18 protein-coding genes are annotated in these 21,806 nt (G+C 55.3%); 8 read left to right on the forward strand and 10 right to left on the reverse strand.

Features of this window, described 5'->3' with window-relative positions; translation table 11 throughout:
* Positions 1-5: 5 nt before the first annotated feature.
* Both ytfR and ytfQ read right to left on the reverse strand, forming a co-directional pair.
* Positions 6-1,502 carry a galactofuranose ABC transporter, ATP-binding protein YtfR gene (ytfR, locus tag RT197_RS19950; protein ID WP_312952916.1) on the reverse strand — a complete coding sequence of 499 codons (1,497 nt, stop codon included), beginning with the start codon at positions 1,500-1,502 and terminating at the stop codon, positions 6-8.
* A gap of 834 nt (positions 1,503-2,336) precedes the next feature.
* Positions 2,337-3,293: a galactofuranose ABC transporter substrate-binding protein YtfQ gene (gene ytfQ / locus RT197_RS19955; protein WP_312952917.1), complete on the reverse strand. Its 957-nt coding sequence runs from the start codon at positions 3,291-3,293 to the stop codon at positions 2,337-2,339.
* Positions 3,294-3,694: 401 nt separating this feature from the next.
* Here ytfQ and ppa point away from each other — a divergent pair, with 401 nt between their 5' ends.
* Entirely contained in the window at positions 3,695-4,222 is a 528-nt protein-coding gene (ppa, locus tag RT197_RS19960) for an inorganic diphosphatase (protein WP_103675641.1), read from the forward strand.
* 41 nt (positions 4,223-4,263) lie between these two features.
* Here the strand turns inward: ppa and RT197_RS19965 are convergent, their stop codons facing one another.
* Complete coding sequence (locus RT197_RS19965; RefSeq protein ID WP_312952918.1) at positions 4,264-5,187, reverse strand: TIGR01212 family radical SAM protein; 924 nt, start codon at positions 5,185-5,187, stop codon at positions 4,264-4,266.
* A 656-nt stretch (positions 5,188-5,843) separates the two neighbouring features.
* On the opposite strand from RT197_RS19965, the gene gltB reads away from it, so the two are divergent.
* Positions 5,844-10,304: a glutamate synthase large subunit gene (gene gltB / locus RT197_RS19970; RefSeq protein WP_312952920.1), complete on the forward strand. Its 4,461-nt coding sequence runs from the start codon at positions 5,844-5,846 to the stop codon at positions 10,302-10,304.
* Between the two features lie 11 nt (positions 10,305-10,315).
* A complete protein-coding gene (gltD, locus tag RT197_RS19975; protein WP_312952921.1) occupies positions 10,316-11,734 on the forward strand; it encodes a glutamate synthase subunit GltD in 1,419 nt (472 codons plus the stop codon).
* A gap of 259 nt (positions 11,735-11,993) precedes the next feature.
* Here gltD and sspB read toward each other — a convergent pair whose 3' ends face one another.
* From sspB to zapE, 5 genes are all read right to left on the reverse strand, one after another.
* Positions 11,994-12,491: a ClpXP protease specificity-enhancing factor gene (gene sspB, locus RT197_RS19980; RefSeq protein ID WP_312952922.1), complete on the reverse strand. Its 498-nt coding sequence runs from the start codon at positions 12,489-12,491 to the stop codon at positions 11,994-11,996.
* Between the two features lie 5 nt (positions 12,492-12,496).
* Positions 12,497-13,135: a stringent starvation protein SspA gene (gene sspA / locus RT197_RS19985; RefSeq protein ID WP_312952923.1), complete on the reverse strand. Its 639-nt coding sequence runs from the start codon at positions 13,133-13,135 to the stop codon at positions 12,497-12,499.
* Between the two features lie 315 nt (positions 13,136-13,450).
* Positions 13,451-13,843, reverse strand: coding sequence for a 30S ribosomal protein S9 (rpsI, locus tag RT197_RS19990; protein WP_000829815.1), 393 nt, complete (start codon positions 13,841-13,843; stop codon positions 13,451-13,453).
* A gap of 15 nt (positions 13,844-13,858) precedes the next feature.
* On the reverse strand, positions 13,859-14,287 hold the full coding sequence (gene rplM, locus RT197_RS19995; RefSeq protein WP_312952926.1) for a 50S ribosomal protein L13: 429 nt from the start codon (positions 14,285-14,287) through the stop codon (positions 13,859-13,861).
* Positions 14,288-14,508: 221 nt separating this feature from the next.
* The gene (gene zapE, locus RT197_RS20000; protein ID WP_312952927.1) at positions 14,509-15,633 is read right to left on the reverse strand and encodes a cell division protein ZapE; all 1,125 of its coding nucleotides are present in this window, start codon (positions 15,631-15,633) and stop codon (positions 14,509-14,511) included.
* A gap of 191 nt (positions 15,634-15,824) precedes the next feature.
* Between zapE and zapG the strand changes: the two genes are divergently transcribed.
* From zapG to degS, 3 genes are all read left to right on the forward strand, one after another.
* Entirely contained in the window at positions 15,825-16,223 is a 399-nt protein-coding gene (zapG, locus tag RT197_RS20005; RefSeq protein WP_312952928.1) for a Z-ring associated protein ZapG, read from the forward strand.
* A 164-nt stretch (positions 16,224-16,387) separates the two neighbouring features.
* Positions 16,388-17,758, forward strand: coding sequence for a serine endoprotease DegQ (gene degQ / locus RT197_RS20010; protein WP_312952929.1), 1,371 nt, complete (start codon positions 16,388-16,390; stop codon positions 17,756-17,758).
* An 89-nt stretch (positions 17,759-17,847) separates the two neighbouring features.
* Positions 17,848-18,918 (forward strand): outer membrane-stress sensor serine endopeptidase DegS, encoded by a 1,071-nt coding sequence (gene degS / locus RT197_RS20015; RefSeq protein WP_312952930.1) that lies wholly within the window; start codon positions 17,848-17,850, stop codon positions 18,916-18,918.
* Between the two features lie 57 nt (positions 18,919-18,975).
* Here the strand turns inward: degS and mdh are convergent, their stop codons facing one another.
* Entirely contained in the window at positions 18,976-19,914 is a 939-nt protein-coding gene (gene mdh, locus RT197_RS20020) for a malate dehydrogenase (protein WP_312952931.1), read from the reverse strand.
* 417 nt (positions 19,915-20,331) lie between these two features.
* Between mdh and argR the strand changes: the two genes are divergently transcribed.
* Both argR and yhcN read left to right on the forward strand, forming a co-directional pair.
* Positions 20,332-20,802, forward strand: a complete 471-nt coding sequence (argR, locus tag RT197_RS20025) for a transcriptional regulator ArgR (RefSeq protein ID WP_312952932.1) — start codon at positions 20,332-20,334, stop codon at positions 20,800-20,802.
* Positions 20,803-21,178: 376 nt separating this feature from the next.
* Positions 21,179-21,442 carry a peroxide/acid stress response protein YhcN gene (gene yhcN / locus RT197_RS20030; RefSeq protein ID WP_312952933.1) on the forward strand — a complete coding sequence of 88 codons (264 nt, stop codon included), beginning with the start codon at positions 21,179-21,181 and terminating at the stop codon, positions 21,440-21,442.
* Between the two features lie 57 nt (positions 21,443-21,499).
* On the opposite strand, the gene RT197_RS20035 is transcribed toward yhcN, so the two are convergent.
* Complete coding sequence (locus RT197_RS20035) at positions 21,500-21,772, reverse strand: barstar family protein (protein WP_312952934.1); 273 nt, start codon at positions 21,770-21,772, stop codon at positions 21,500-21,502.
* Positions 21,773-21,806: the final 34 nt, after the last annotated feature.

Here is a 21,806-nt window from a genome sequence, read left to right on the forward strand (position 1 = left end):
TCTCCTTATGCCGCAATCGCATTCATAATCGCCGGAACGGAGAGCTGATCCAGCGGGATCTCCGCCACCTGTTTACGGTCGCGCATGATAATGACCCGGTCGGCGTAGCCTACCAGCTCTTCCAGTTCCGACGAGATCACCAGCAGCGCCAGACCGTCGGCGCACAGGGTTTCGATCAGACGAATGATTTCAGCGTGCGCGCCGACGTCAATGCCGCGCGTTGGCTCATCGAGGATCAGGAACTGCGGTTTAGTCAGCAGCCAGCGGGAGAGCAGCACTTTTTGCTGATTGCCGCCGGAAAGAAATTCAATCGGCTGTTCCGCGCTGGGGGTGCGAATACCCAACTGACGAATAAAGCGTTCGGCGATTTCATTTTGCTCGCGTCGGGAAACAGGGCGCAGCCAGCCGCGCTGGGCCTGTAGCGCCAGAATAATATTTTCGCGTACCGAGGCGGCGGCGATAATACCGTCGGTTTTGCGGTCCTCCGGGCAGAAGCCAATGCCCAGACACGAGGCCTGATGCGGGGAGCGCAGAGTTTGCGGCTTGCCTTTGATCATTGCACTGCCGCTGTCGGCGGGTTTAATGCCGAAGATCACTTCTGCGGTTTCGGTGCGGCCCGATCCCAGCAGCCCCGCCAGACCGACGATTTCGCCGGGGCGTACCTCCAGATTAAACGGGGTAATCACCCCTTTCTTACCAAAATCCTTAAAGGCGGCGATCGGTTTTTCGCTTAGCAGCGTGCGGCCCGCGCGATGTAGCGCGTTGTTGTCCAGCTCGCGCCCCAGCATCATTTTTACCAGCTCGATTTGCGGCAGCTCGCGGGTTTCCCGGCAGCCGACAAATCCACCGTTTCGCAGAACGGTGATGCGGTCGCTGACTTCATAGACCTGATCGAGAAAATGGGTCACGAACACCAGGCTGACGCCCCTGTCGCGCAGCTGGCGCATCAGGGTAAAGAGCATTTCGACTTCCTGGGTATCCAGGCTGGCGGTCGGTTCATCGAGGATCAACACTTTTGCCGAGAGATCGATAGCCCGGCAAATCGCCACGATCTGCTGCATCGCCACCGAAAAACGATTTAGCGGTTCGCGAACGTCGAGAGAGAAACCGTAGGACGCCATCAGTTCCGTGGCGCGCTTCTCCATCTCTTTACGCCGGATAAAGCCGAAGCGTTTAGGCTCGCGGCCAATAAACAGGTTGTCCGCCACCGACATATTGGGCAGCAGGTTGACTTCCTGATAAACGGTGCCGATGCCCAGTTGCTGGGCGTGGGCGGTATTTTTGGGCGAGATGACCTTGCCATCCAGCCAGATAGTGCCACGGTCAGCATGGTAGACGCCGGTCAGCGCTTTAATTAGGGTCGATTTTCCGGCACCGTTTTCGCCCAGCAGCGCCATGATTTCTCCGCGACGCAGGCTGAAGTCAACATTATCCAGCGCTTTAACGCCGGGGAAATATTTGCTTAGTCCCTCGGTGCGGAGGATTTCCTGATGTGTTTGCATAGAGACTCCTCTGCTCTTGCGGCCCTTTTCCGATGGGTATGGGGTGAGCTTGTTGTTAGGCTCTCCCCCCTCTCCCTGGCCCTCTCCCTCAAGGGAGAGGGAACTGTCCGGGGTCGTGATGGCGTCCGGTGTCGGTTATCTCCCTCTCCCTGCGGGAGAGAGCCGGGGTGAGGGCGATTCCGTAGCTCATACTCTTCCCCTCTCCCTAACCCTCTCCCTCAAGGGAGAGGGAACTGTCCGGGGTCGTAATAGCGTCCGGCGCCGGTTTTCTCCCTCTCCCGGCGGGAGAGGGCCGGGGTGAGGGCGATTCCGTAGCTCATACTCTCCCCCTCTCCCTGACCCTCTCCCTCAGGGGAGAGGGAACTGTCCGGGGTCGTAATGGGTCCGGCGCCGGTTTTCTCCCTCTCCCTGCGGGAGAGGGCCGGGGTGAGGGCAATTCCGTAGCTCATACTCTCCCCCTCTCCCTAACCCTCTCCCTCAGGGGAGAGGGAACTGTCCGGGGTCGTGATGCCGTATGGTGTCGGTTGTCCCCCTCTCCCTGCGGGAGAGGGCCGGGGTGAGGGCGATTCCGTAGCTCATACTCTCCCCCTCTCCCTAACCCTCGCCCTCAGGGGAGAGGGTACTGTCCGGGGTCGTGATGGCGTACGGTGTCGGTTGTCCCCCTCTCCCTGCGGGAGAGGGCCGGGGTGAGGGCGATTCCGTAGCTCATACTCTCCCCCTCTCCCTAACCCTCGCCCTCAGGGGAGAGGGTACTGTCCGGGGTCGTGATGGCGTCCGGCGCCGGTTGTCCCCCTCTCCCTGCGGGAGAGGGCCGGGGTGAGGGCGATTCCTCCATCAGTACCCCATATTTTTCTTCTTCTCTAACTCTTCTTTCGCCGTATCCGGCAGGTACAGCGTGGATTTGGTAATGGTCAGTTTCTCAGGCTGCGTACCGTCTTTTTTGAATTTCTCCAGCGCATCAAACGCCGGACCCGCCATATTTGGCGTCAGTTCAACGCTGGCATTGGCTTCACCGTCGATCATCGCTTTGTAGATATCCGGCACGCCGTCAATCGACCCGGTGAGGATATCTTTACCCGGCTTCAGGCCCGCTTCTTTAATAGCCTGAATCGCGCCAATCGCCATATCGTCGTTATGGGCGTAAACCATGCAGATGTTTTTGCCGTTGTTCTCGGCCTTGATAAAGCTCTCCATCACCTCTTTACCTTTACTACGGGTGAAGTCGCCGGACTGGGAGCGGATAATCTTGATGTTCGAGGCTTTAGAAATCGCCTCAGCGAAGCCTTTTTTACGGTCAATCGCGACGCTGGCCCCAACGGTGCCCTGCAACTCGACGACGTTACACGGCTTGCCATCAACGGTTTTCACCAGCCAGTCGCCAATCAGTCGGCCTTCCAGCACGTTGTCTGCGGTGACGGTGGTCATGTAGAGCGACTTGTCTTTGACATCAATCGAGCGGTCAAGAAGGATCACCGGGATCTCTGCGTCTTTCGCCTCTTTTAATACCGGTTCCCAGCCTGTCGCCACCACCGGCGCGATGAAGATCGCGTCAACGCCCTGGGCAATGAATGAACGGACCGCTTTAATCTGGTTTTCCTGCTTTTGCTGACCATCGGCAATCTTCAACGTGATGCCGCGTTTCTGAGCCTCGCTTTTCGCAACGCTGGTTTCTGCCGCGCGCCAGCCGGATTCAGAACCGACCTGGGAAAAACCGACGGTGAGGGGAGCGGCCATTGCCATAGACGACATGGCTGCCGAAACTGCTGTGACTAAAAGTAAGCGCTTCCACATAAGAGCGTCCTCGTAGGGTTATTGTTAGAGAAAAGTCACCTGCGCTTGAACTATAGACAAACGAGGATGTAACAAAATGAGTTACATCACACTTCAGAAAAAAGAACAGCCTGTTAACAAAGGCTTTTGGAATGAGGGCTGGCGCGGCGGTGCGTAGCGGGAGAAACCGACAAGTTTAAAAACGAATAAATTTCAGCCAGTTATTGACGCCGGAAGCGCGCAATGTAAACGGTTACACTTATTTATTCAGTAAGTGGCTGACTTTATGGATTTTCCTGTCATGAAAGGCGCGTCAAAGAGTCATCTTAAAAAATGGCTCCGGCGAAAACAGCTCAAGACATTCCTCGCCAGTTGGCTATAATACCGGGCATTGTTTGCCATACATTTTAAAGGAAACAGACATGAGCTTACTCAACGTCCCTGCTGGTAAAGATCTGCCAGAAGATATCTACGTTGTTATTGAGATCCCGGCGAACGCGGATCCGATCAAATACGAAGTCGATAAAGAGAGCGGCGCGCTGTTCGTTGACCGTTTCATGTCCACTGCGATGTTCTATCCGTGCAACTACGGTTACATCAACCACACTCTGTCTCTGGATGGCGACCCGGTTGACGTACTGGTCCCGACGCCGTATCCGCTGGAGCCAGGCTCTGTGATCCGCTGCCGTCCGGTTGGCGTGCTGAAAATGACCGACGAATCCGGTGAAGATGCCAAGCTGGTTGCCGTTCCGCATACCAAGCTGAGCAAAGAATACGATCACATTAAAGATGTAAACGACCTGCCGGAACTGCTGAAAGCGCAGATCACCCACTTCTTCGAGCACTATAAAGATCTCGAAAAAGGCAAATGGGTTAAGGTTGACGGCTGGGATAACGCCGAAGCGGCGAAAGCTGAAATCGTGGCCTCTTTTGAGCGCGCGAAGAAGTAAGTTTTATCACGCTGTCAGGCCCGGCCATCGCGCCGGGCTTTTTATTGCCCGCTCCACGGCCTTCCCAGTGCGGAACCCTGCACGCCGTGGACGTTAAGGTACTTATCCAGCTCGACCATTCCGGTCCAGCGATTTTCGCACCACAGCGGTGCCAGCAGCGTCGGACGACGGGCGCTGGCGGAAATGCGGTGGAAAATCACCTCCGGCGGCGTGTGACGGATCATCTCTCCTGCCGTGACGGTATACTCTTCCAGCCCGATGCCGTTTAACCGCCCCGCCTGCCACGCCTTCGCCATAATGCTGCCTTTGACGATGTGCAGCGGATGCAGCTTGATGCCGTCCACACCCGTTTCTACCACTCGCTCCAGCGTTTGCAGGCATTCGCTCTGCCCTTCTCCCGGCAGGCCCACAATCAGATGCGCGCAGACGTTCAGGCCGCGTTCGCGCGCCAGCCGGGTGGTGTGTTGATAGCAGGCGAAATTATGGCCGCGATTGATACGATGCAGGGTTTTATCCTGCGCGCTTTGCAGTCCCAGCTCCAGCCAGATTTCGTAGCCCTGATCGTTATATTCGCTAAGCAGATCGAGTACCGCTTCCGGCACGCAGTCCGGGCGGGTGCCAACGCACAGCCCGACAATACTGGCCTGGCTAACCGCCTGCTGATACATCGAGCGCAGCACCTGCACTTCGGCAAACGTGCTGGTGTACGCCTGAAAATAGGCGAGGTAGCGTTTAGCACGGTTAACCAGCGTCGCCTGGTGTGCGAGCTGCTCGGCGATGGAATGATACTGCAGCGCTTCATCGGCAAAAGAGGCGACGTTACAGAAAGTGCATCCGCCGCGCCCGATGGTGCCATCGCGATTCGGGCAGCTAAACCCGCCGTGAAGGGTTAGCTTATGAACTTTTTGTCCGTAACGGCGGGTAAGATCGCCACCAAACATATTGACTAATTTTTGTAACTGCATAATCTGATAGACCGCCCTTATGAATGGGGCCAAGCCTGCCACTTTTAGCTCCCGTCGGCGATGACCTGGATCAATCGCCGGGGACAGCCTACAGCTATTGAATAATTAATCGAAATAACCGCTGTTTCATGCACACTTCAGGTAATGACTTTTACTTATATCCGGCAAAAATATTTCATTTTTGCGAGCGCAGATCAAAAACAGTCACATCGTGCAACTGAAAAGCAATCAGCAGCATTAAATGCTGAAAGATTGGAAAACATAAGAGAACTACGGGGGCAACGTGGTTATCTTATAGTGAGACAGATCACACTCTTCAGTACCCTCTGTTGCCGCTTAAGAGCAGAACTTAACGTTAAATAAATATTATTATCAGTAAGTTAAGCGCTGTTTAGCACATTTTTGCATAAATAAGAATGTCATTTGACCTGTGTAGCGATTCCCGATAAGTTGGAAATCCGCTGGAAGCTTTCTGGGTGGGCCGTCGGCTCATCATATTTATGCAGTAATTGAGATTCCCTCTGAACGTATTTTCCAATGCGAATGGATTAAAGAGGGCGAATGCGAGGCAGGTCACGCCCCGTCGCCATGCTCTTTCTGTGCCCGTGCGCAGCGGTCAGGAGGGTCTCCCGTAGAGCCTGGGGAGGTTCACTAATATGTTGTACGATAAATCCCTTGAGAAGGATAACTGTGGTTTCGGCCTGATCGCCCACATAGAAGGCGAACCTAGCCACAAGGTAGTGCGTACTGCTATACACGCGCTGGCCCGGATGCAGCACCGTGGCGCAATTCTTGCCGACGGTAAAACCGGCGATGGTTGCGGCCTGCTGCTGCAAAAACCTGACCGTTTTTTCCGCATCGTTGCCGAAGAGCGCGGCTGGCGTTTAGCCAAAAATTACGCCGTCGGGATGCTGTTCCTGAATAAAGATCCCGAACGGGCGAAAGCGGCGCGGCATATTGTTGAAGAAGAGCTTCAGCGCGAGACGCTGTCGATTGTGGGCTGGCGCGAAGTGCCAACCAACGAAGGCGTGCTTGGTGAAATCGCCCTCTCCTCCCTGCCGCGTATCGAACAGATTTTTGTCAACGCGCCTGCGGGCTGGCGTCCGCGTGATATGGAACGCCGTCTGTTCATCGCCCGCCGCCGCATTGAAAAACGTCTCCAGGAAGATAAAGAGTTCTACGTCTGTAGCCTTTCTAACCTGGTGAACATCTATAAAGGTCTGTGTATGCCCGCAGATCTGCCGCGCTTTTATCTGGATCTTGCGGACCTGCGTCTGGAATCGGCCATCTGCCTGTTCCACCAGCGTTTCTCCACCAACACCGTGCCGCGCTGGCCGCTGGCGCAGCCGTTCCGCTATCTGGCGCACAACGGCGAAATCAACACCATTACCGGCAACCGCCAGTGGGCGCGCGCACGTACCTATAAATTTAAAACGCCGCTGATCCCGGATCTGCACGACGCCGCACCGTTCGTTAACGAAACCGGCTCTGACTCCAGTTCAATGGATAACATGCTGGAACTGCTGCTGGCAGGCGGGATGGATATCGTGCGCGCCATGCGTCTGCTCGTTCCCCCGGCCTGGCAGAATAACCCGGATATGGACCCGGAACTGCGCGCGTTCTTCGACTTTAACTCGATGCACATGGAGCCGTGGGACGGTCCGGCGGGCATTGTCATGTCTGACGGGCGTTTCGCTGCCTGTAACCTCGACCGTAACGGCCTGCGTCCGGCCCGTTATGTGATCACCAAAGATAAGCTGATCACCTGTGCGTCTGAAGTCGGTATCTGGGATTACCAGCCGGATGAAGTCGTAGAAAAAGGCCGCGTCGGACCGGGCGAGCTGATGGTGATCGATACCCGTGGTGGGCGCATTCTGCACTCTGCCGAAACCGATGAAGAGCTGAAAAGCCGCCATCCGTATAAAGAATGGATGGAGAAAAACGTGCGCCGCCTGGTGCCGTTTGAAGAGCTGGCGGACGACCAGGTCGGGCAACGCGAGATGGACGACGATCTGCTCGCCAGCTATCAGAAACAGTTTAACTACAGTGCCGAAGAGCTGGATTCAGTGATCCGCGTGCTGGGTGAAAACGGCCAGGAAGCGGTCGGTTCAATGGGTGACGATACCCCGTTCGCCGTGCTCTCCAGCCAGCCGCGGATTATTTATGACTACTTCCGCCAGCAGTTCGCCCAGGTGACTAACCCGCCGATCGATCCGCTGCGTGAAGCGCACGTGATGTCGCTCTCCACCAGCATTGGCCGCGAAATGAACGTCTTCTGCGAGGCAGAAGGCCAGGCGCACCGTCTGAGCTTTAAATCGCCGATCCTGCTGTGGTCTGATTTTAATCAGTTGACCACCATGACCGAGCACCACTACCGCGCGGACGTGCTGGATATCACCTTTGACATCACCGAAACCGATCTCGAAACCACGGTGAAAGCGCTGTGCGATAAAGCCGAGCAGATGGTGCGCGACGGCACGGTGCTGCTGGTACTTTCGGATCGCAATATTGCCAAAAACCGCCTGCCGGTTCCGGCTCCGATGGCCGTCGGCGCGATCCAGACCCGTCTGGTCGATAAAAGCCTGCGCTGCGACGCCAACATTATTGTAGAAACCGCCAGCGTGCGCGATCCGCACCACTTTGCGGTGCTGCTGGGCTTCGGCGCGACGGCAATCTACCCATACCTCGCCTATGAAACGCTGGCGAAGCTGGTTGACAGTAAAGCGATTGAGAAAGCCTACCGTACCGTGATGCTGAACTACCGTAACGGCATCAATAAAGGTCTGTATAAGATCATGTCCAAAATGGGCATCTCAACCATCGCGTCCTATCGCTGCTCGAAACTGTTTGAAGCCGTGGGGCTGCATGACGACGTTTCCGGGCTGTGCTTCCAGGGCGCGGTGAGCCGCATCGGTGGCGCGGGCTTTGCAGACTTCCAGCAGGACCTGCTGAATCTGTCGAAGCGTGCGTGGCTGGCGCGTAAACCGCTGGATCAGGGCGGGCTGCTGAAATACGTTCACGGCGGCGAATATCATGCTTATAACCCGGATGTAGTGCGCACCCTGCAACAAGCGGTACAGAGCGGCGAGTACAGCGACTATCAGCAATACGCCGAGCTGGTGAACCAGCGCCCGGCGGCGACGCTGCGCGATCTGCTGGCGATTGCCCCGAACGGCGAGGCGGTCAGCCTTGACGATGTGGAACCGGCTACCGATCTGTTTAAGCGTTTTGATACCGCTGCGATGTCAATCGGCGCGCTTAGCCCGGAAGCGCACGAAGCGCTGGCCGAAGCGATGAACAGCCTCGGCGGTAACTCTAACTCTGGCGAAGGTGGTGAAGATCCGGCGCGCTACGGCACCAATAAAGTGTCGCGCATTAAGCAGGTGGCTTCCGGTCGCTTCGGCGTCACCCCTGCTTACCTCGTTAACGCTGACGTGATTCAGATTAAAGTTGCTCAGGGCGCGAAGCCGGGTGAAGGTGGTCAGCTACCGGGCGATAAAGTCACACCGTATATCGCGAAACTGCGCTACTCGGTGCCAGGCGTGACGCTGATCTCCCCGCCGCCGCATCATGATATTTACTCTATCGAAGACTTAGCGCAGCTGATTTTCGATCTTAAGCAGGTCAATCCGCAGGCGATGATCTCCGTGAAACTGGTTTCCGAGCCGGGCGTTGGCACCATCGCGACCGGCGTGGCGAAAGCCTATGCGGATTTGATTACCATTGCGGGCTACGACGGCGGCACGGGGGCAAGCCCGCTGTCATCGGTGAAATACGCAGGCTGCCCGTGGGAGCTTGGGCTGGTGGAAACCCAGCAGGCGCTGGTGGCGAACGGCCTGCGCCATAAGATCCGTTTGCAGGTCGATGGCGGCCTGAAAACCGGGCAGGACATTATTAAAGCAGCGATCCTCGGCGCGGAGAGCTTCGGCTTCGGCACCGGCCCGATGGTGGCGCTGGGCTGTAAATATCTGCGTATCTGCCACCTGAACAATTGCGCCACCGGCGTGGCAACCCAGGATGAGAAGCTGCGTAAGAACCACTATCACGGCCTGCCGTTCAAAGTGACCAATTACTTTGAATTTATCGCCCGCGAAACCCGCGAGCTGATGGCACAGCTTGGCGTAAAACGCCTGGTGGATCTGATTGGCCGTACCGATCTGCTCAAAGAGCTGGAAGGCTTTACCGCCAAACAGCAGAAGCTGGATTTGAGCAAACTGTTGGAGACGGCGGAACCGCATCCGGGCAAGGCGCTGCACTGCACCGAGCACAATCCGCCGTTTGATAACGGCGTGCTGAATGCGCAGCTGCTGATGAATGCCAAACCCTTTGTCGATGTGCGCCAGAGCAAAACGTTCTGGTTTGACATCCGTAACACCGACCGTTCAGTGGGCGCGTCGCTGTCGGGCTATATTGCTCGCACCCACGGCGATCAGGGGCTGGCGTCAGACCCGATTAAAGCGTACTTCAGCGGCACCGCGGGCCAGAGTTTTGGCGTGTGGAACGCGGGCGGCGTGGAACTGTATCTGACCGGCGATGCCAACGACTACGTGGGTAAAGGCATGGCGGGCGGCTTGCTGGCGGTACGTCCGCCGGTCGGTTCCTCCTTCCGCAGCCATGAAGCGAGCATCATCGGCAACACCTGCCTTTATGGCGCAACCGGCGGTCGTTTGTATGCCGCAGGCCGCGCGGGCGAGCGTTTCGGGGTGCGTAACTCCGGGGCGATTACCGTGGTGGAAGGTATCGGCGACAACGGCTGTGAATATATGACCGGCGGCATCGTCTGTATTCTCGGCAAAACCGGCGTCAACTTCGGCGCAGGGATGACCGGCGGTTTCGCCTACGTGCTGGATGAAGACGGCGAATTCCGTAAACGCGTGAACCCGGAACTGGTGGAAGTGCTGAGCGTTGATGACCTCGCCATCCACGAGGAACACCTGCGCGGCTTGATCACCGAGCATGTACAGCATACCGGATCGCAGCGTGGCGAAGAGATCCTCGCCCACTGGTCAACCTTCTCGACCAAATTCGCGCTGGTCAAACCGAAGTCCAGCGATGTGAAAGCGCTGTTGGGTCACCGTAGTCGTAGCGCAGCAGAGCTGCGCGTGCAGGCGCAGTAAGGGGTAAAAGCATGAGTCAGAACGTATACCAATTTATCGACTTACAGCGCGTGGATCCGCCGAAAAAGGCGCTGAAGATCCGCAAAATCGAGTTTGTAGAAATCTACGAACCGTTTTCTGAAGGCCAGGCGAAAGCGCAGGCGGACCGCTGTCTCTCCTGTGGCAATCCGTACTGCGAGTGGAAATGTCCGGTCCATAACTACATCCCGAACTGGCTGAAGCTGGCGAACGAGGGGCGTATTTTTGAAGCGGCAGAACTGTCGCATCAGACTAACACCCTGCCGGAAGTGTGCGGGCGCGTCTGCCCGCAGGATCGCCTGTGCGAAGGGTCATGCACGCTGAACGACGAGTTCGGCGCGGTGACTATCGGTAATATCGAGCGCTATATCAACGATAAAGCCTTTGAGATGGGCTGGCGTCCTGACCTCACCGGCGTGAAGCAAACCGGGAAAAAAGTCGCCATTATCGGCGCTGGCCCTGCCGGGCTGGCGTGCGCCGACGTGCTGACCCGCAACGGCGTGAAGGCGGTGGTGTTTGACCGTCACCCGGAAATCGGCGGCCTGCTGACTTTCGGCATTCCGGCCTTCAAGCTGGAAAAAGAGGTGATGACCCGCCGCCGGGAGATTTTCACCGGCATGGGTATCGAGTTTCAGCTGAACACCGAAGTAGGTCGCGACGTGCAGCTTGATGCGCTGTTGCAGGACTACGACGCGGTGTTCCTCGGCGTCGGGACCTATCAGTCAATGCGTGGCGGGCTGGAAAATGAAGACGCTGACGGCGTGTTTGACGCCCTGCCGTTCCTCATTGCCAACACGAAGCAGATTATGGGCTTTGGCGACACGCCCGACGCGCCGTATGTCAGCATGGAAGGTAAACGCGTGGTGGTGCTCGGCGGTGGTGATACCGCGATGGACTGCGTGCGCACCTCGATTCGCCAGGGCGCAACGCACGTCACCTGTGCCTACCGCCGCGACGAAGAGAACATGCCCGGCTCCCGCCGCGAAGTGAAAAATGCGCGTGAAGAAGGCGTAGAGTTTCAGTTCAACGTCCAGCCGCTGGGTGTGGAAGTGAATGCCAACGGTAAAGTCTGCGGCGTAAAAATGGCGCGTACCGAAATGGGCGCACCGGACGCCAAAGGCCGCCGTCGCGCGGAGATCGTTGCAGGCTCTGAACATGTCGTTCCCGCTGATGCCGTGGTCATGGCGTTTGGTTTCCGCCCGCACAGCATGGAATGGCTGGCGCAACACAGCGTTGAGCTGGATTCACAGGGCCGCATTATTGCCCCGGAAGGCAGCGATAACGCTTTCCAGACCAGCAACCCGAAAATCTTCGCCGGTGGTGACATCGTGCGCGGTTCGGATCTGGTGGTGACGGCGATTGCCGAAGGCCGTAAAGCAGCAGACGGCATTTTGAACTTTATGGAAGTCTGATTAAAAACGCCCTATCCGGCTCCCTGCCCTCAGGGAGCCGGAAACTCTGCCTCTGCGGGAAAGCACCGCGCCTGTCCTGATGATGAAAATACCTGTATGATTCCCTCACGCCTGCTGGCGTACAGCTGTTGTATACGTAGCGGCTGAAGACATCACAACGTGACCGGTAAGATCGGCGAAATTCTGCGTGGGAAAGGGACGGTAAACAAAGGCTGGATGAACTTCTCTCCCGTAAAGAGAGAGAAGTCGTGAGGCTATATTATTTCACTACGCGGAGTGCGGGACGCCCACCACGCGGCGGCGGCGGATCGTCATCGGGATTGTTGTCGTCCTGGTGATCGGGCTTGTCACCGTCGATCACCGACATCACCGTCTCGTTTTCTGTATCCGTACCGATGTCATCGTTCAGGCTGGCAACGTCTTCATCGTAAGCGGCTTCAGGCTCAAACATGGTGCCTGCGCCGTTTTCACGGGCATAAACGGCCAGCACGGCCGCCAGCGGGACGGAAACCTGGCGAGGGACACCGCCAAAGCGCGCGTTGAAACGCACTTCGTCGTTGGCCAGCTCCAGATTACCCACCGCACGCGGTGCGATGTTTAACACGATCTGTCCATCGCGCGCGTATTCCATCGGAACATGCACGCCGGGCAACGTCACATCCACAACCAGGTGCGGCGTGAGCTGGTTGTCCAGCAGCCATTCATAGAATGCGCGCAGCAGATACGGACGGCGTGGGGTTAGTTGTGACAAATCCATGCGAATTAGCCCCGGCCAAGACGAATTTCACGCTCGGCTTCAGTTAAAGAAGCGAGGAAGGAATCACGCTCGAAAACGCGAGTCATGTAACCTTTCAGCTCTTTGGCACCTGCGCCGCTGAACTCAATGCCTAACAGCGGCAGACGCCACAGCAGCGGTGCCAGGTAGCAGTCTACCAGGCTGAACTCATCGCTCAGGAAGTAAGGTTTCTGACCAAATACCGGCGCAATGGCCTGCAATTCTTCGCGCAGCTGTTTACGCGCGGCATCAGCCTCGGAAGATGAACCGCTCATGATCACGTTCATCAGCGTGTACCAGTCTTTTTCAATGCGCTGCATGTAAAGACGGCTTTCACCACGTGCAACCGGATAAACCGGCATCAGTGGCGGGTGCGGAAAACGCTCATCAAGATATTCCATGATGATGCGGGATTCCCACAGGGTCAGCTCACGATCTACCAGCGTCGGCACGCTCTGATTCGGGTTGAGGTCAATCAGATCCTGAGGCGGGTTATCCTTCTCCACATGCTCTATTTCAAAGCTAACACCCTTTTCAGCCAGCACAATGCGGACCTGATGGCTATAGATGTCAGTAGGACCAGAAAACAGCGTCATTACCGAACGTTTGTTGGCAGCGACAGCCATGGCAACCTCCAGGTATATTCAGAATTTTTACTGCTGCCAGCCACACCGTGGCCAGCCAGATGTTTACGCCTCATTTCCGTTGAACGACATTCCTGTTCAGTAAGTAAACAAAAAATGAACAATCCCCGGTATTTGGGCAGAAAATTGGATGATAGTTTACCAGATTTTGCGAGGTTTGTGGTGAGGGGATTCTGGAAATGCGGAAAAAGCGGGGGCAAAGCGGCGTTTACTGTGGATAAAATTCATATTTATCCATAAAAAAACCCGCCGGAGCGGGTTTTTTCGCAAATTGTATTCTGCCGGAGCAGAAACCAATTAACGTTTGGAGAACTGCGGACGACGACGTGCTTTACGCAGGCCGACTTTCTTACGTTCAACCTGACGAGCATCACGGGTAACGAAGCCTGCTTTACGCAGTTCGCCACGCAGGGACTCGTCGTACTCCATCAGAGCGCGGGTGATACCGTGACGGATCGCACCAGCCTGACCAGAGATACCACCACCTTTAACGGTGATGTACAGATCCAGTTTCTCAACCATGTCGACCAGTTCCAGCGGCTGACGAACTACCATGCGGGCAGTTTCACGACCGAAGTACTGTTCCAGAGAACGTTGGTTGATAACGATTTTGCCGTTGCCCGGTTTGATGAACACGCGAGCTGCGGAGCTTTTGCGGCGACCAGTGCCGTAGTATTGATTTTCAGCCATTGCCTATAATCCCGATTAGATGTCAAGAACTTGCGGTTGCTGTGCCGCGTGGTTGTGCTCGTTACCTGCGTAAACTTTCAGTTTACGGAACATAGCACGACCCAGTGGGCCTTTTGGCAACATGCCTTTAACCGCGATCTCAATCACACGCTCAGGACGGCGAGCAATCATCTCTTCAAAGGTCGCTTGTTTGATACCACCGATGAAGCCAGTGTGGTGATAGTACACTTTGTCAGTACGCTTGTTGCCGGTTACAGCAACTTTATCAGCGTTCAGAACGATGATGTAATCACCGGTATCAACGTGCGGAGTGTATTCCGCTTTGTGCTTACCGCGCAGACGAAGCGCCAGTTCGGAAGCCAGACGGCCCAGAGTTTTACCGGTCGCGTCAACAACATACCAGTCGCGTTTTACGGTTTCTGGTTTAGCTGTAAAAGTTTTCATTAAAAGCTTACCCAAATAAATTAGTTACACGTTGGTGAACACCCAAACGCTTCAAAACACATGAGGCTCACACGACATTGTCCAGTAAACCTACCCCCTCGGATATGTTTAAACCGGCACACAAAGTTTTGGGAAAAAAACTTCGTTGTAACGTGGGGTCGCAGGATTATAGAGAAGTCAGGGTCAAAGATCGACCCCTTTTTGTGATTTGCCGCGCGAATTCACGGCATATGTTCCAGCCGCAGGTACTCCTCGCTCTGCATCTCCTGCAACCGCGACAGGCAGCGGCGGAACTCGAACTGTAGCCCGGTGCCCTGGTAAATTTCCTCCAGCGGATGTTCGGCGCTGACAACCAGCTTGACATGGCGTTCGTAGAACTCATCCACCAGCGCGATAAAACGCCGTGCTTCATTTTCCTTCAGCGGGGTCATCACCGGCACATCAAACAGCAGCACCGTGTGGAATAGCCTTGAGAGGGCGATGTAGTCATGCTGACTACGCGCGTCCACGCATAACGTCGTAAAGGAAACCGCCAGCGTCTGGTTCTCCACACCCAGCGTCGGGAACGGACGATGGTTGATTTCCAGTTCGGGGGCGTGAATGCGTTTCGCACCCGCCAGCGCCAGCCAGAGTTGGTCCATCTGCGCACGGGTTTCAGCATTAAGCGGCGACAGCCACAGGTGCGCCTGGGTGAGCGTGCGCAGACGATAATCAATGCCCGCATCCACGTTCATAATGTCGCAGTGTTCTTTAATCGCCTCAATGGCAGGCAAAAAGCGCGTGCGCTGTAATCCGTTACGGTACAGATCGTCCGGTGGAATGTTAGAGGTAGCGACCAGGGTAATGCCGCGCGCAAACAGCGCTTTCATTAACCCGCCGAGCAGCATTGCATCGGTAATATCCGACACAAAAAATTCATCAAAGCACAGCACGTCGGTTTCGGCTTTAAAGCGGTCGGCGACAATCTCCAGTGGATCGCTTTCGCCCTGAAGCGCCGTCAGCTCTTCATGCACCCGCAGCATAAAGCGGTGAAAATGCAGACGCTGCTTACGCGCGCCCGGCAGGCTTTGGTAGAAGAGATCCATCAGCCAGGTTTTGCCGCGCCCCACGCCGCCCCACATATAAAGGCCGCGCGCCGGGGAATTGACCACGGTTTCCGGCTTACCGAGCAGTTTGCCGATTTTTGAGAAAATTCCACCGCTCCGGGTTGCGGGCGCAGGCTGAGCGATGAGTTGCTGATAAATGATATCCAGTCGGCTGACCGCCTCACGCTGTACGTCGTCCGGCTGGTGCGTGCCCTCGCGGAGAGCCTGCTGATAACGCGATGTGGGAGAAGTGCTTTGCATGGCTTATTATTATTCCTTGAAATCGGTGTGCCACTGTTCACGGTTGGCGAAAAAAAGGCCGTTCTACACTACGCGATGTGCGGCCGGGATTCCACTTATGAGGAATTAGCGGTTATAGTGGCATAATCGGGCACGGGCAAGGAGCCTCGCCGCTAACACCCTACGGAATCACAAAACAACGGGAGAGGTACATGACCTGGGAATATGCGCTAATTGGTTTAGTTGTCGGCATCATCATCGGTGCCGTTGCCATGCGTTTTGGTAATCGGAAATTACGCCAACAACAGGCTTTGCAGTACGAACTTGAAAAGAATAAAGCAGAGCTGGAAGAGTACCGCGAAGAGCTGGTCAGCCACTTTGCTCACAGCGCCGAGCTGCTGGATAACATGGCGCATGATTATCGCCAGCTTTATCAGCATATGGCGAAGAGTTCCAGCAGCCTGCTGCCGGAAATGTCCGCCGAGAATAATCCGTTCCGCAACCGTCTGGCAGAATCTGAAGCGAATAACGATCAGGCGCCGGTACAGATGCCGCGCGACTATTCAGAAGGCGCATCCGGCCTGCTGCGTAACGGCGTAAAACGCGATTAATCTTCTTTTCTCTGTTTTCGGGCGCACGCGCTGCGCCCGCCTCATCTTCGCTTAATCCAGCTATTATTTAATCATTATCGCATTGTGACCCGATCCAATTTTCAATAACATCACTCTGTTTTGCGAAGATCTTTTTTCACTCCAGGATATGAGAGCCAGCATCGATGAATAAACAAAAACTGCTGTTAAGTGCGTTAGCGTTGAGTGTCGGGTTATCTCTCTCGGCACCGTTTACGGCTGCGGCGGCGCTGCCGTCACAGGTTCCGGGTCAGGCAGCCATTCCAAGCCTCGCGCCCATGCTGGAAAAAGTCCTGCCTGCGGTGGTGAGCGTGCAGGTAGAAGGCACTGCGGTGCAACAGGGCGCGAAAGTGCCTGAAGAGTTGAAGAAGTTCTTCGGCGATATCGCCCCCGATCAACAGGCGCAGCCGTTTGAAGGGCTGGGGTCCGGCGTGATTATCGATGCGGCAAAAGGCTATGTGCTCACCAACAATCATGTGATTAATCAGGCGCAGAAGATTAGCGTGCAGCTTAATGATGGTCGCGAGTTTGACGCCAAACTGATCGGCAGCGACGATCAAAGCGATATCGCCCTGCTGCAACTGCAAAACGCCACCAACCTGACGCAAATCGCCATTGCTGATTCCGATAAAATTCGCGTTGGCGATTTTGCCGTCGCGGTCGGCAATCCGTTCGGGCTTGGGCAAACGGCAACTTCCGGCATCGTTTCTGCGCTGGGGCGCAGCGGCCTGAATCTCGAAGGGCTGGAAAACTTTATTCAGACCGATGCGTCCATTAACCGGGGTAACTCCGGCGGCGCGCTGCTGAACCTCAACGGTGAGCTGATCGGCATTAACACCGCCATTCTCGCGCCGGGCGGCGGCAGCGTGGGTATCGGTTTCGCCATCCCCAGCAATATGGCACGCACGCTCTCGCAGCAGCTGATTCAGTTCGGCGAGATCAAACGTGGTCTGTTGGGGATTAAAGGCATGGAGATGAACTCTGATATCGCCAAAGCCTTTAACCTGAACGTGACCCGCGGCGCGTTCGTCAGCGAAGTGCTGCGCAATTCCGGCTCGGCGAAGGCGGGGATCAAGTCCGGTGATGTGATTGTCAGCCTGAACGGGAAACCGCTCACCAGCTTTGCTGAACTGCGCTCGCGTATCGCCACCACCGAACCGGGCAGCAAAGTGAAACTTGGCCTGCTGCGCGATGGCAAACCGCAGGAAGTGGAAGTGACGCTGGATAAGAGCAGTTCCTCTTCGGCCAGCGCGGATATGATCGCACCCGCACTACAGGGCGCGAAACTGAGCGACGGCCAGTTGAAAGACGGCACCAAAGGCATCGCCGTGGATGAAGTCGAGAAAGACAGCGCTGCCGCCCAGGCCGGGTTGCATAAAGGCGATGTGATCACCGGCATCAACCGCACGCGCATTCATTCTATTGCCGAGATGCGTAAGGCGCTGGAAGCCAAACCGTCCATCATTGCGCTTAATATTGTGCGCGGTAATGAGAGCATCTACCTGCTCGTGCGCTAATTGTCGATGATTCCGGACATCGCCCGCGTGTGATGTCCGGATAAGTCGTGGTATGCTGCGGCGGCCTACTTATCAATGATATCAGCATCATGCTCGCGAAGCTTTTACGTTCAATAGCTATTGGCTTAATTGTCGGCGGCCTTTTACTGGCGGTCATGCCCTCATTACGCCAGTGGAATAACCCGACCACGCCGCGCTATGACAGCACCGATGAATCACCGGTCAGCTACAATCAGGCGGTGCGCCGCGCTGCGCCTGCGGTAGTCAACGTCTATAACCGTGGGCTGAACAGTTCCAGCCATAATCAGCTTGAAATCCGCACGCTCGGCTCCGGGGTGATTATGGATGAACGCGGTTATATCGTGACCAACAAACACGTCATTAATGATGCGGACCAGATTATCGTGGCGCTTCAGGACGGGCGCGTTTTTGAAGCGTTGCTGGTCGGTTCGGACAGTCTGACCGATCTGGCGGTACTCAAAATCACCGCCACCGGCGGCCTGCCGGTCATTCCGATTAACCGCAAGCGCATCCCGCATATTGGCGACGTCGTACTGGCGATTGGCAACCCGTATAACCTCGGTCAGACCATCACTCAGGGGATTATCAGCGCTACCGGGCGTATCGGCCTCAACCCGTCCGGGCGGCAAAACTTCCTGCAAACCGATGCTTCCATTAATCACGGCAACTCCGGCGGCGCGCTGATCAACTCGCTTGGCGAACTGATGGGCATCAACACGCTGTCCTTTGATAAAAGCAACGATGGCGAGACGCCGGAAGGCATTGGTTTCGCTATTCCCTTCCAGCTAGCGACCAAAATTATGGATAAGCTGATCCGCGATGGCCGGGTGATCCGTGGCTATATCGGTATTGGCGGACGTGAAATTGCGCCGCTGCACGCGCAGGGTGGCGGCATCGATCAAATTCAGGGGATTGTGGTCAATGAAGTGTCACCGGGCGGCCCGGCGGCAGACGCGGGCATTCAGGTAAACGACGTGATCGTATCGGTCAATAACAAACCTGCCGTTTCCGCGCTGGAGACGATGGATCAGGTGGCGGAGATTCGTCCGGGGTCGGTCATTCCGGTGGAAGTCATGCGTGAGGATAAAAAGCTGAAGCTGGATGTCACTATTCAGGAGTACCCGGCGGCGGGGAACTAGCACGCGGGTAACACGATAACTGGCCCGGCAGGCAGGGTGCCGCCGGGCCGGTGATGCTTATTTATTCACAAACTCTTCGCCAAGCTGGATATCTTTTTTCAGCGTCTCCAGCATACCTTCCAGCGCCTGCTGCTCAAATGCGCTCAGCGTGCCGTAAGATTTACGTTCTTCAATGCCGTTTTTGCCCAGCAGCAGCGGCTGCGAGAAGAAGCGCGCATGCTGACCGTCGCCTTCAACATAGGCACACTCAACAACGCCCTGCTCGCCCTGCAACGCACGTACCAGCGACAGACCAAAGCGTGCCGCCGCCTGGCCCATAGAGAGCGTGGCAGACCCGCCACCGGCTTTCGCTTCCACCACTTCCGTACCCGCATTCTGAATACGTTTGGTGAGATCGGCGACTTCCTGGCTGGAGAAGCTCACGCCAGGGATCTGCGACAGCAGCGGCAGAATGGTGACGCCAGAGTGACCGCCAATGACCGGCACTTCGACATCCGTCGGCTTTTTGCCTTTCAGTTCCGCAACAAAGGTGTTGGAGCGGATAATATCCAGCGTGGTCACGCCAAACAGTTTGTTCTTGTCATAGACGCCCGCTTTTTTCAGCACTTCAGCCGCAATTGCCACGGTGGTGTTCACCGGGTTAGTAATGATGCCAATGCAGGCTTTCGGGCAGGCTTTGGTAATTTGCAGCACCAGATTTTTCACGATGCCCGCGTTAACGTTGAACAGATCGGAGCGATCCATACCCGGCTTACGCGCTACGCCTGCGGAGATCAGCACGACGTCAGCCCCTTCCAGCGCCGGAGTGGCGTCTTCACCGGAAAAACCTTTGATTTTAACGTCAGTCGGGATATGGCTAAGATCGACGGCTACGCCGGGCGTGACTGGCGCGATGTCGTACAGAGAGAGTTCTGAACCTGAAGGCAGTTGGGTTTTTAGTAGTAGGGCAAGCGCCTGGCCGATACCGCCCGCAGCGCCGAGGACTGCAACTTTCATCCTAAACTCCTTATTATGGTTAATTAAATTGACCGTAAATCCGTTGCAGTGACAGTAGTTAACGACGCCAGCAAATACAAATGCCATGCATCTGGAATGCGTCATCACGCGCAATATTGTGACTGGAAAAAGCACAATATGTATTGCGTATGAGAGAGTGTCACTTCAGGTAACGTATCAACACGCGGTTACATTACACCGGGGAGGCTAATCAAAACAACATCATTTTGATAACAATTAATTTACTTTTAAGCCAATCCCTTTCCCGTGACAGAAACATGTTTCTTCATAATGAAATTTGATAAAATCACGCCCTTTCATAACATTATTTCCGCCATTACCACGGCATAACGTTTGCATAAAAATTCACCAGTATGCATAATAATGTTGTTTCTACCGCCATAATATGGGTGACTTATGCGAAGCTCGACTAAACAAGAAGAATTAGTCAAAGCGTTTAAAGCGCTGCTAAAAGAAGAAAAATTCAGTTCTCAGGGAGAGATCGTTCAGGCGTTGCAGGAAGAGGGCTTCGATAACATCAACCAGTCCAAAGTTTCCCGCATGCTGACCAAGTTTGGCGCGGTGCGTACCCGCAACGCCAAAATGGAAATGGTCTACTGCCTGCCCGCAGAACTGGGCGTGCCAACCACTTCCAGCCCGCTGAAGAACCTGGTGCTGGACATCGACTATAACGACGCCGTGGTGGTGATCCACACCAGCCCTGGTGCCGCGCAGCTGATTGCCCGCCTGCTGGATTCGCTGGGTAAAGCGGAAGGCATCCTCGGTACGATTGCCGGTGACGATACCATTTTCACCACGCCTGCCCGTGATTTTACGGTTAAAGAGCTGTACGAAGCGATCCTCGTCCTCTTTGAGCAGGAGCTTTAAGCGCAAGATCCCTTCAGGCCAACTGAAGGGGTCGGCTTTCCCCCACTGCATTAACGCGATTATCCCCTGCCTTTTCTTTAACACTTAGTGCGATATCACGCTGCATCTCATTCACAAAACGAATGATTCCACGCTAAAAAGCACGAAAAGCTTAATCCATTCATCCTTCTGATTTATCTGTATTTTCCTGACAAGGCGCGCACAAAAACCTCATTTTTTATTTCTTATGGCTATATAAAATAACATCGTTAAAACATATTGACGCGAGTGATAGTTAGCCTGTTATTAATTATTCGCGTGATTAGTGTATACTTGATTTTGTGATGAGGGTCACGAAATAAGACCCTGATGAAAAAATTCTTATGAGGTGAACACGATGAAAATCAAAACCACTGTAGCCGCTCTTGGCCTCCTTTCCGCTGTTTCTTTTGGCGCTTTCGCCGCTGATTCTATCTCCAGCGATCAGGCACTGAATCGCGAAGCGCTGGGCACCGTTTCGGTAAGCGCTGTCGGCACCGCACCAATGGATATGCGTGCCATGCTGAACGAAAAAGCGAATGAAAAAGGCGCATCCGCCTACCGTATCATTGAAGCGCGTACCGGCGACCACTGGCACGCAACCGCAGAACTGTACAAGTAAACCCTCGTCGTCTTGTCTGACGACTCTTGCCCCCGTTCGCCGGGGGCTTTTTTTTGTCTAATGCCGCACGTTAAAGCGCAACTGCCCTTCCAGTTCTTCTTCCGCTTCATCAAATAACAGGATGAGCGCACCGAAGCGCCGACGCCTGGCTTCTGACAGATGCACAAACTCGATCTCCAGCGGCAGGGGTAGCTGCGCGCCCATCACCACGTCCCATAACGAATCCAGATCGCTGACCTGCTGTTCCGGCAGATCAAAGGCGCGAGCGAATTCGCGAAAGAAATCGTGTTGGTTTTTAATCGTCGAAAAGTCAAAAGTAGTGGTTTTCATTGCCCGATCCAGACCTGACGGGCGGCGTTTGCCG

This window comes from Superficieibacter sp. (genome assembly GCF_032071645.1).
Lineage (GTDB): Bacteria > Pseudomonadota > Gammaproteobacteria > Enterobacterales > Enterobacteriaceae > Superficieibacter.

Bases quoted from the DNA above. Each gene is read 5' to 3' on its own strand.
- ytfR (WP_312952916.1), bottom strand. From the start codon at position 1,502: ATGCAAACACATCAGGAAATCCTCCGCACCGAGGGACTAAGCAAATAT.
- ytfQ (WP_312952917.1), bottom strand. From the start codon at position 3,293: ATGTGGAAGCGCTTACTTTTAGTCACAGCAGTTTCGGCAGCCATGTCG.
- ppa (WP_103675641.1), top strand. From the start codon at position 3,695: ATGAGCTTACTCAACGTCCCTGCTGGTAAAGATCTGCCAGAAGATATC.
- RT197_RS19965 (WP_312952918.1), bottom strand. From the start codon at position 5,187: ATGCAGTTACAAAAATTAGTCAATATGTTTGGTGGCGATCTTACCCGC.
- gltB (WP_312952920.1), top strand. From the start codon at position 5,844: ATGTTGTACGATAAATCCCTTGAGAAGGATAACTGTGGTTTCGGCCTG.
- gltD (WP_312952921.1), top strand. From the start codon at position 10,316: ATGAGTCAGAACGTATACCAATTTATCGACTTACAGCGCGTGGATCCG.
- sspB (WP_312952922.1), bottom strand. From the start codon at position 12,491: ATGGATTTGTCACAACTAACCCCACGCCGTCCGTATCTGCTGCGCGCA.
- sspA (WP_312952923.1), bottom strand. From the start codon at position 13,135: ATGGCTGTCGCTGCCAACAAACGTTCGGTAATGACGCTGTTTTCTGGT.
- rpsI (WP_000829815.1), bottom strand. From the start codon at position 13,843: ATGGCTGAAAATCAATACTACGGCACTGGTCGCCGCAAAAGCTCCGCA.
- rplM (WP_312952926.1), bottom strand. From the start codon at position 14,287: ATGAAAACTTTTACAGCTAAACCAGAAACCGTAAAACGCGACTGGTAT.
- zapE (WP_312952927.1), bottom strand. From the start codon at position 15,633: ATGCAAAGCACTTCTCCCACATCGCGTTATCAGCAGGCTCTCCGCGAG.
- zapG (WP_312952928.1), top strand. From the start codon at position 15,825: ATGACCTGGGAATATGCGCTAATTGGTTTAGTTGTCGGCATCATCATC.
- degQ (WP_312952929.1), top strand. From the start codon at position 16,388: ATGAATAAACAAAAACTGCTGTTAAGTGCGTTAGCGTTGAGTGTCGGG.
- degS (WP_312952930.1), top strand. From the start codon at position 17,848: ATGCTCGCGAAGCTTTTACGTTCAATAGCTATTGGCTTAATTGTCGGC.
- mdh (WP_312952931.1), bottom strand. From the start codon at position 19,914: ATGAAAGTTGCAGTCCTCGGCGCTGCGGGCGGTATCGGCCAGGCGCTT.
- argR (WP_312952932.1), top strand. From the start codon at position 20,332: ATGCGAAGCTCGACTAAACAAGAAGAATTAGTCAAAGCGTTTAAAGCG.
- yhcN (WP_312952933.1), top strand. From the start codon at position 21,179: ATGAAAATCAAAACCACTGTAGCCGCTCTTGGCCTCCTTTCCGCTGTT.
- RT197_RS20035 (WP_312952934.1), bottom strand. From the start codon at position 21,772: ATGAAAACCACTACTTTTGACTTTTCGACGATTAAAAACCAACACGAT.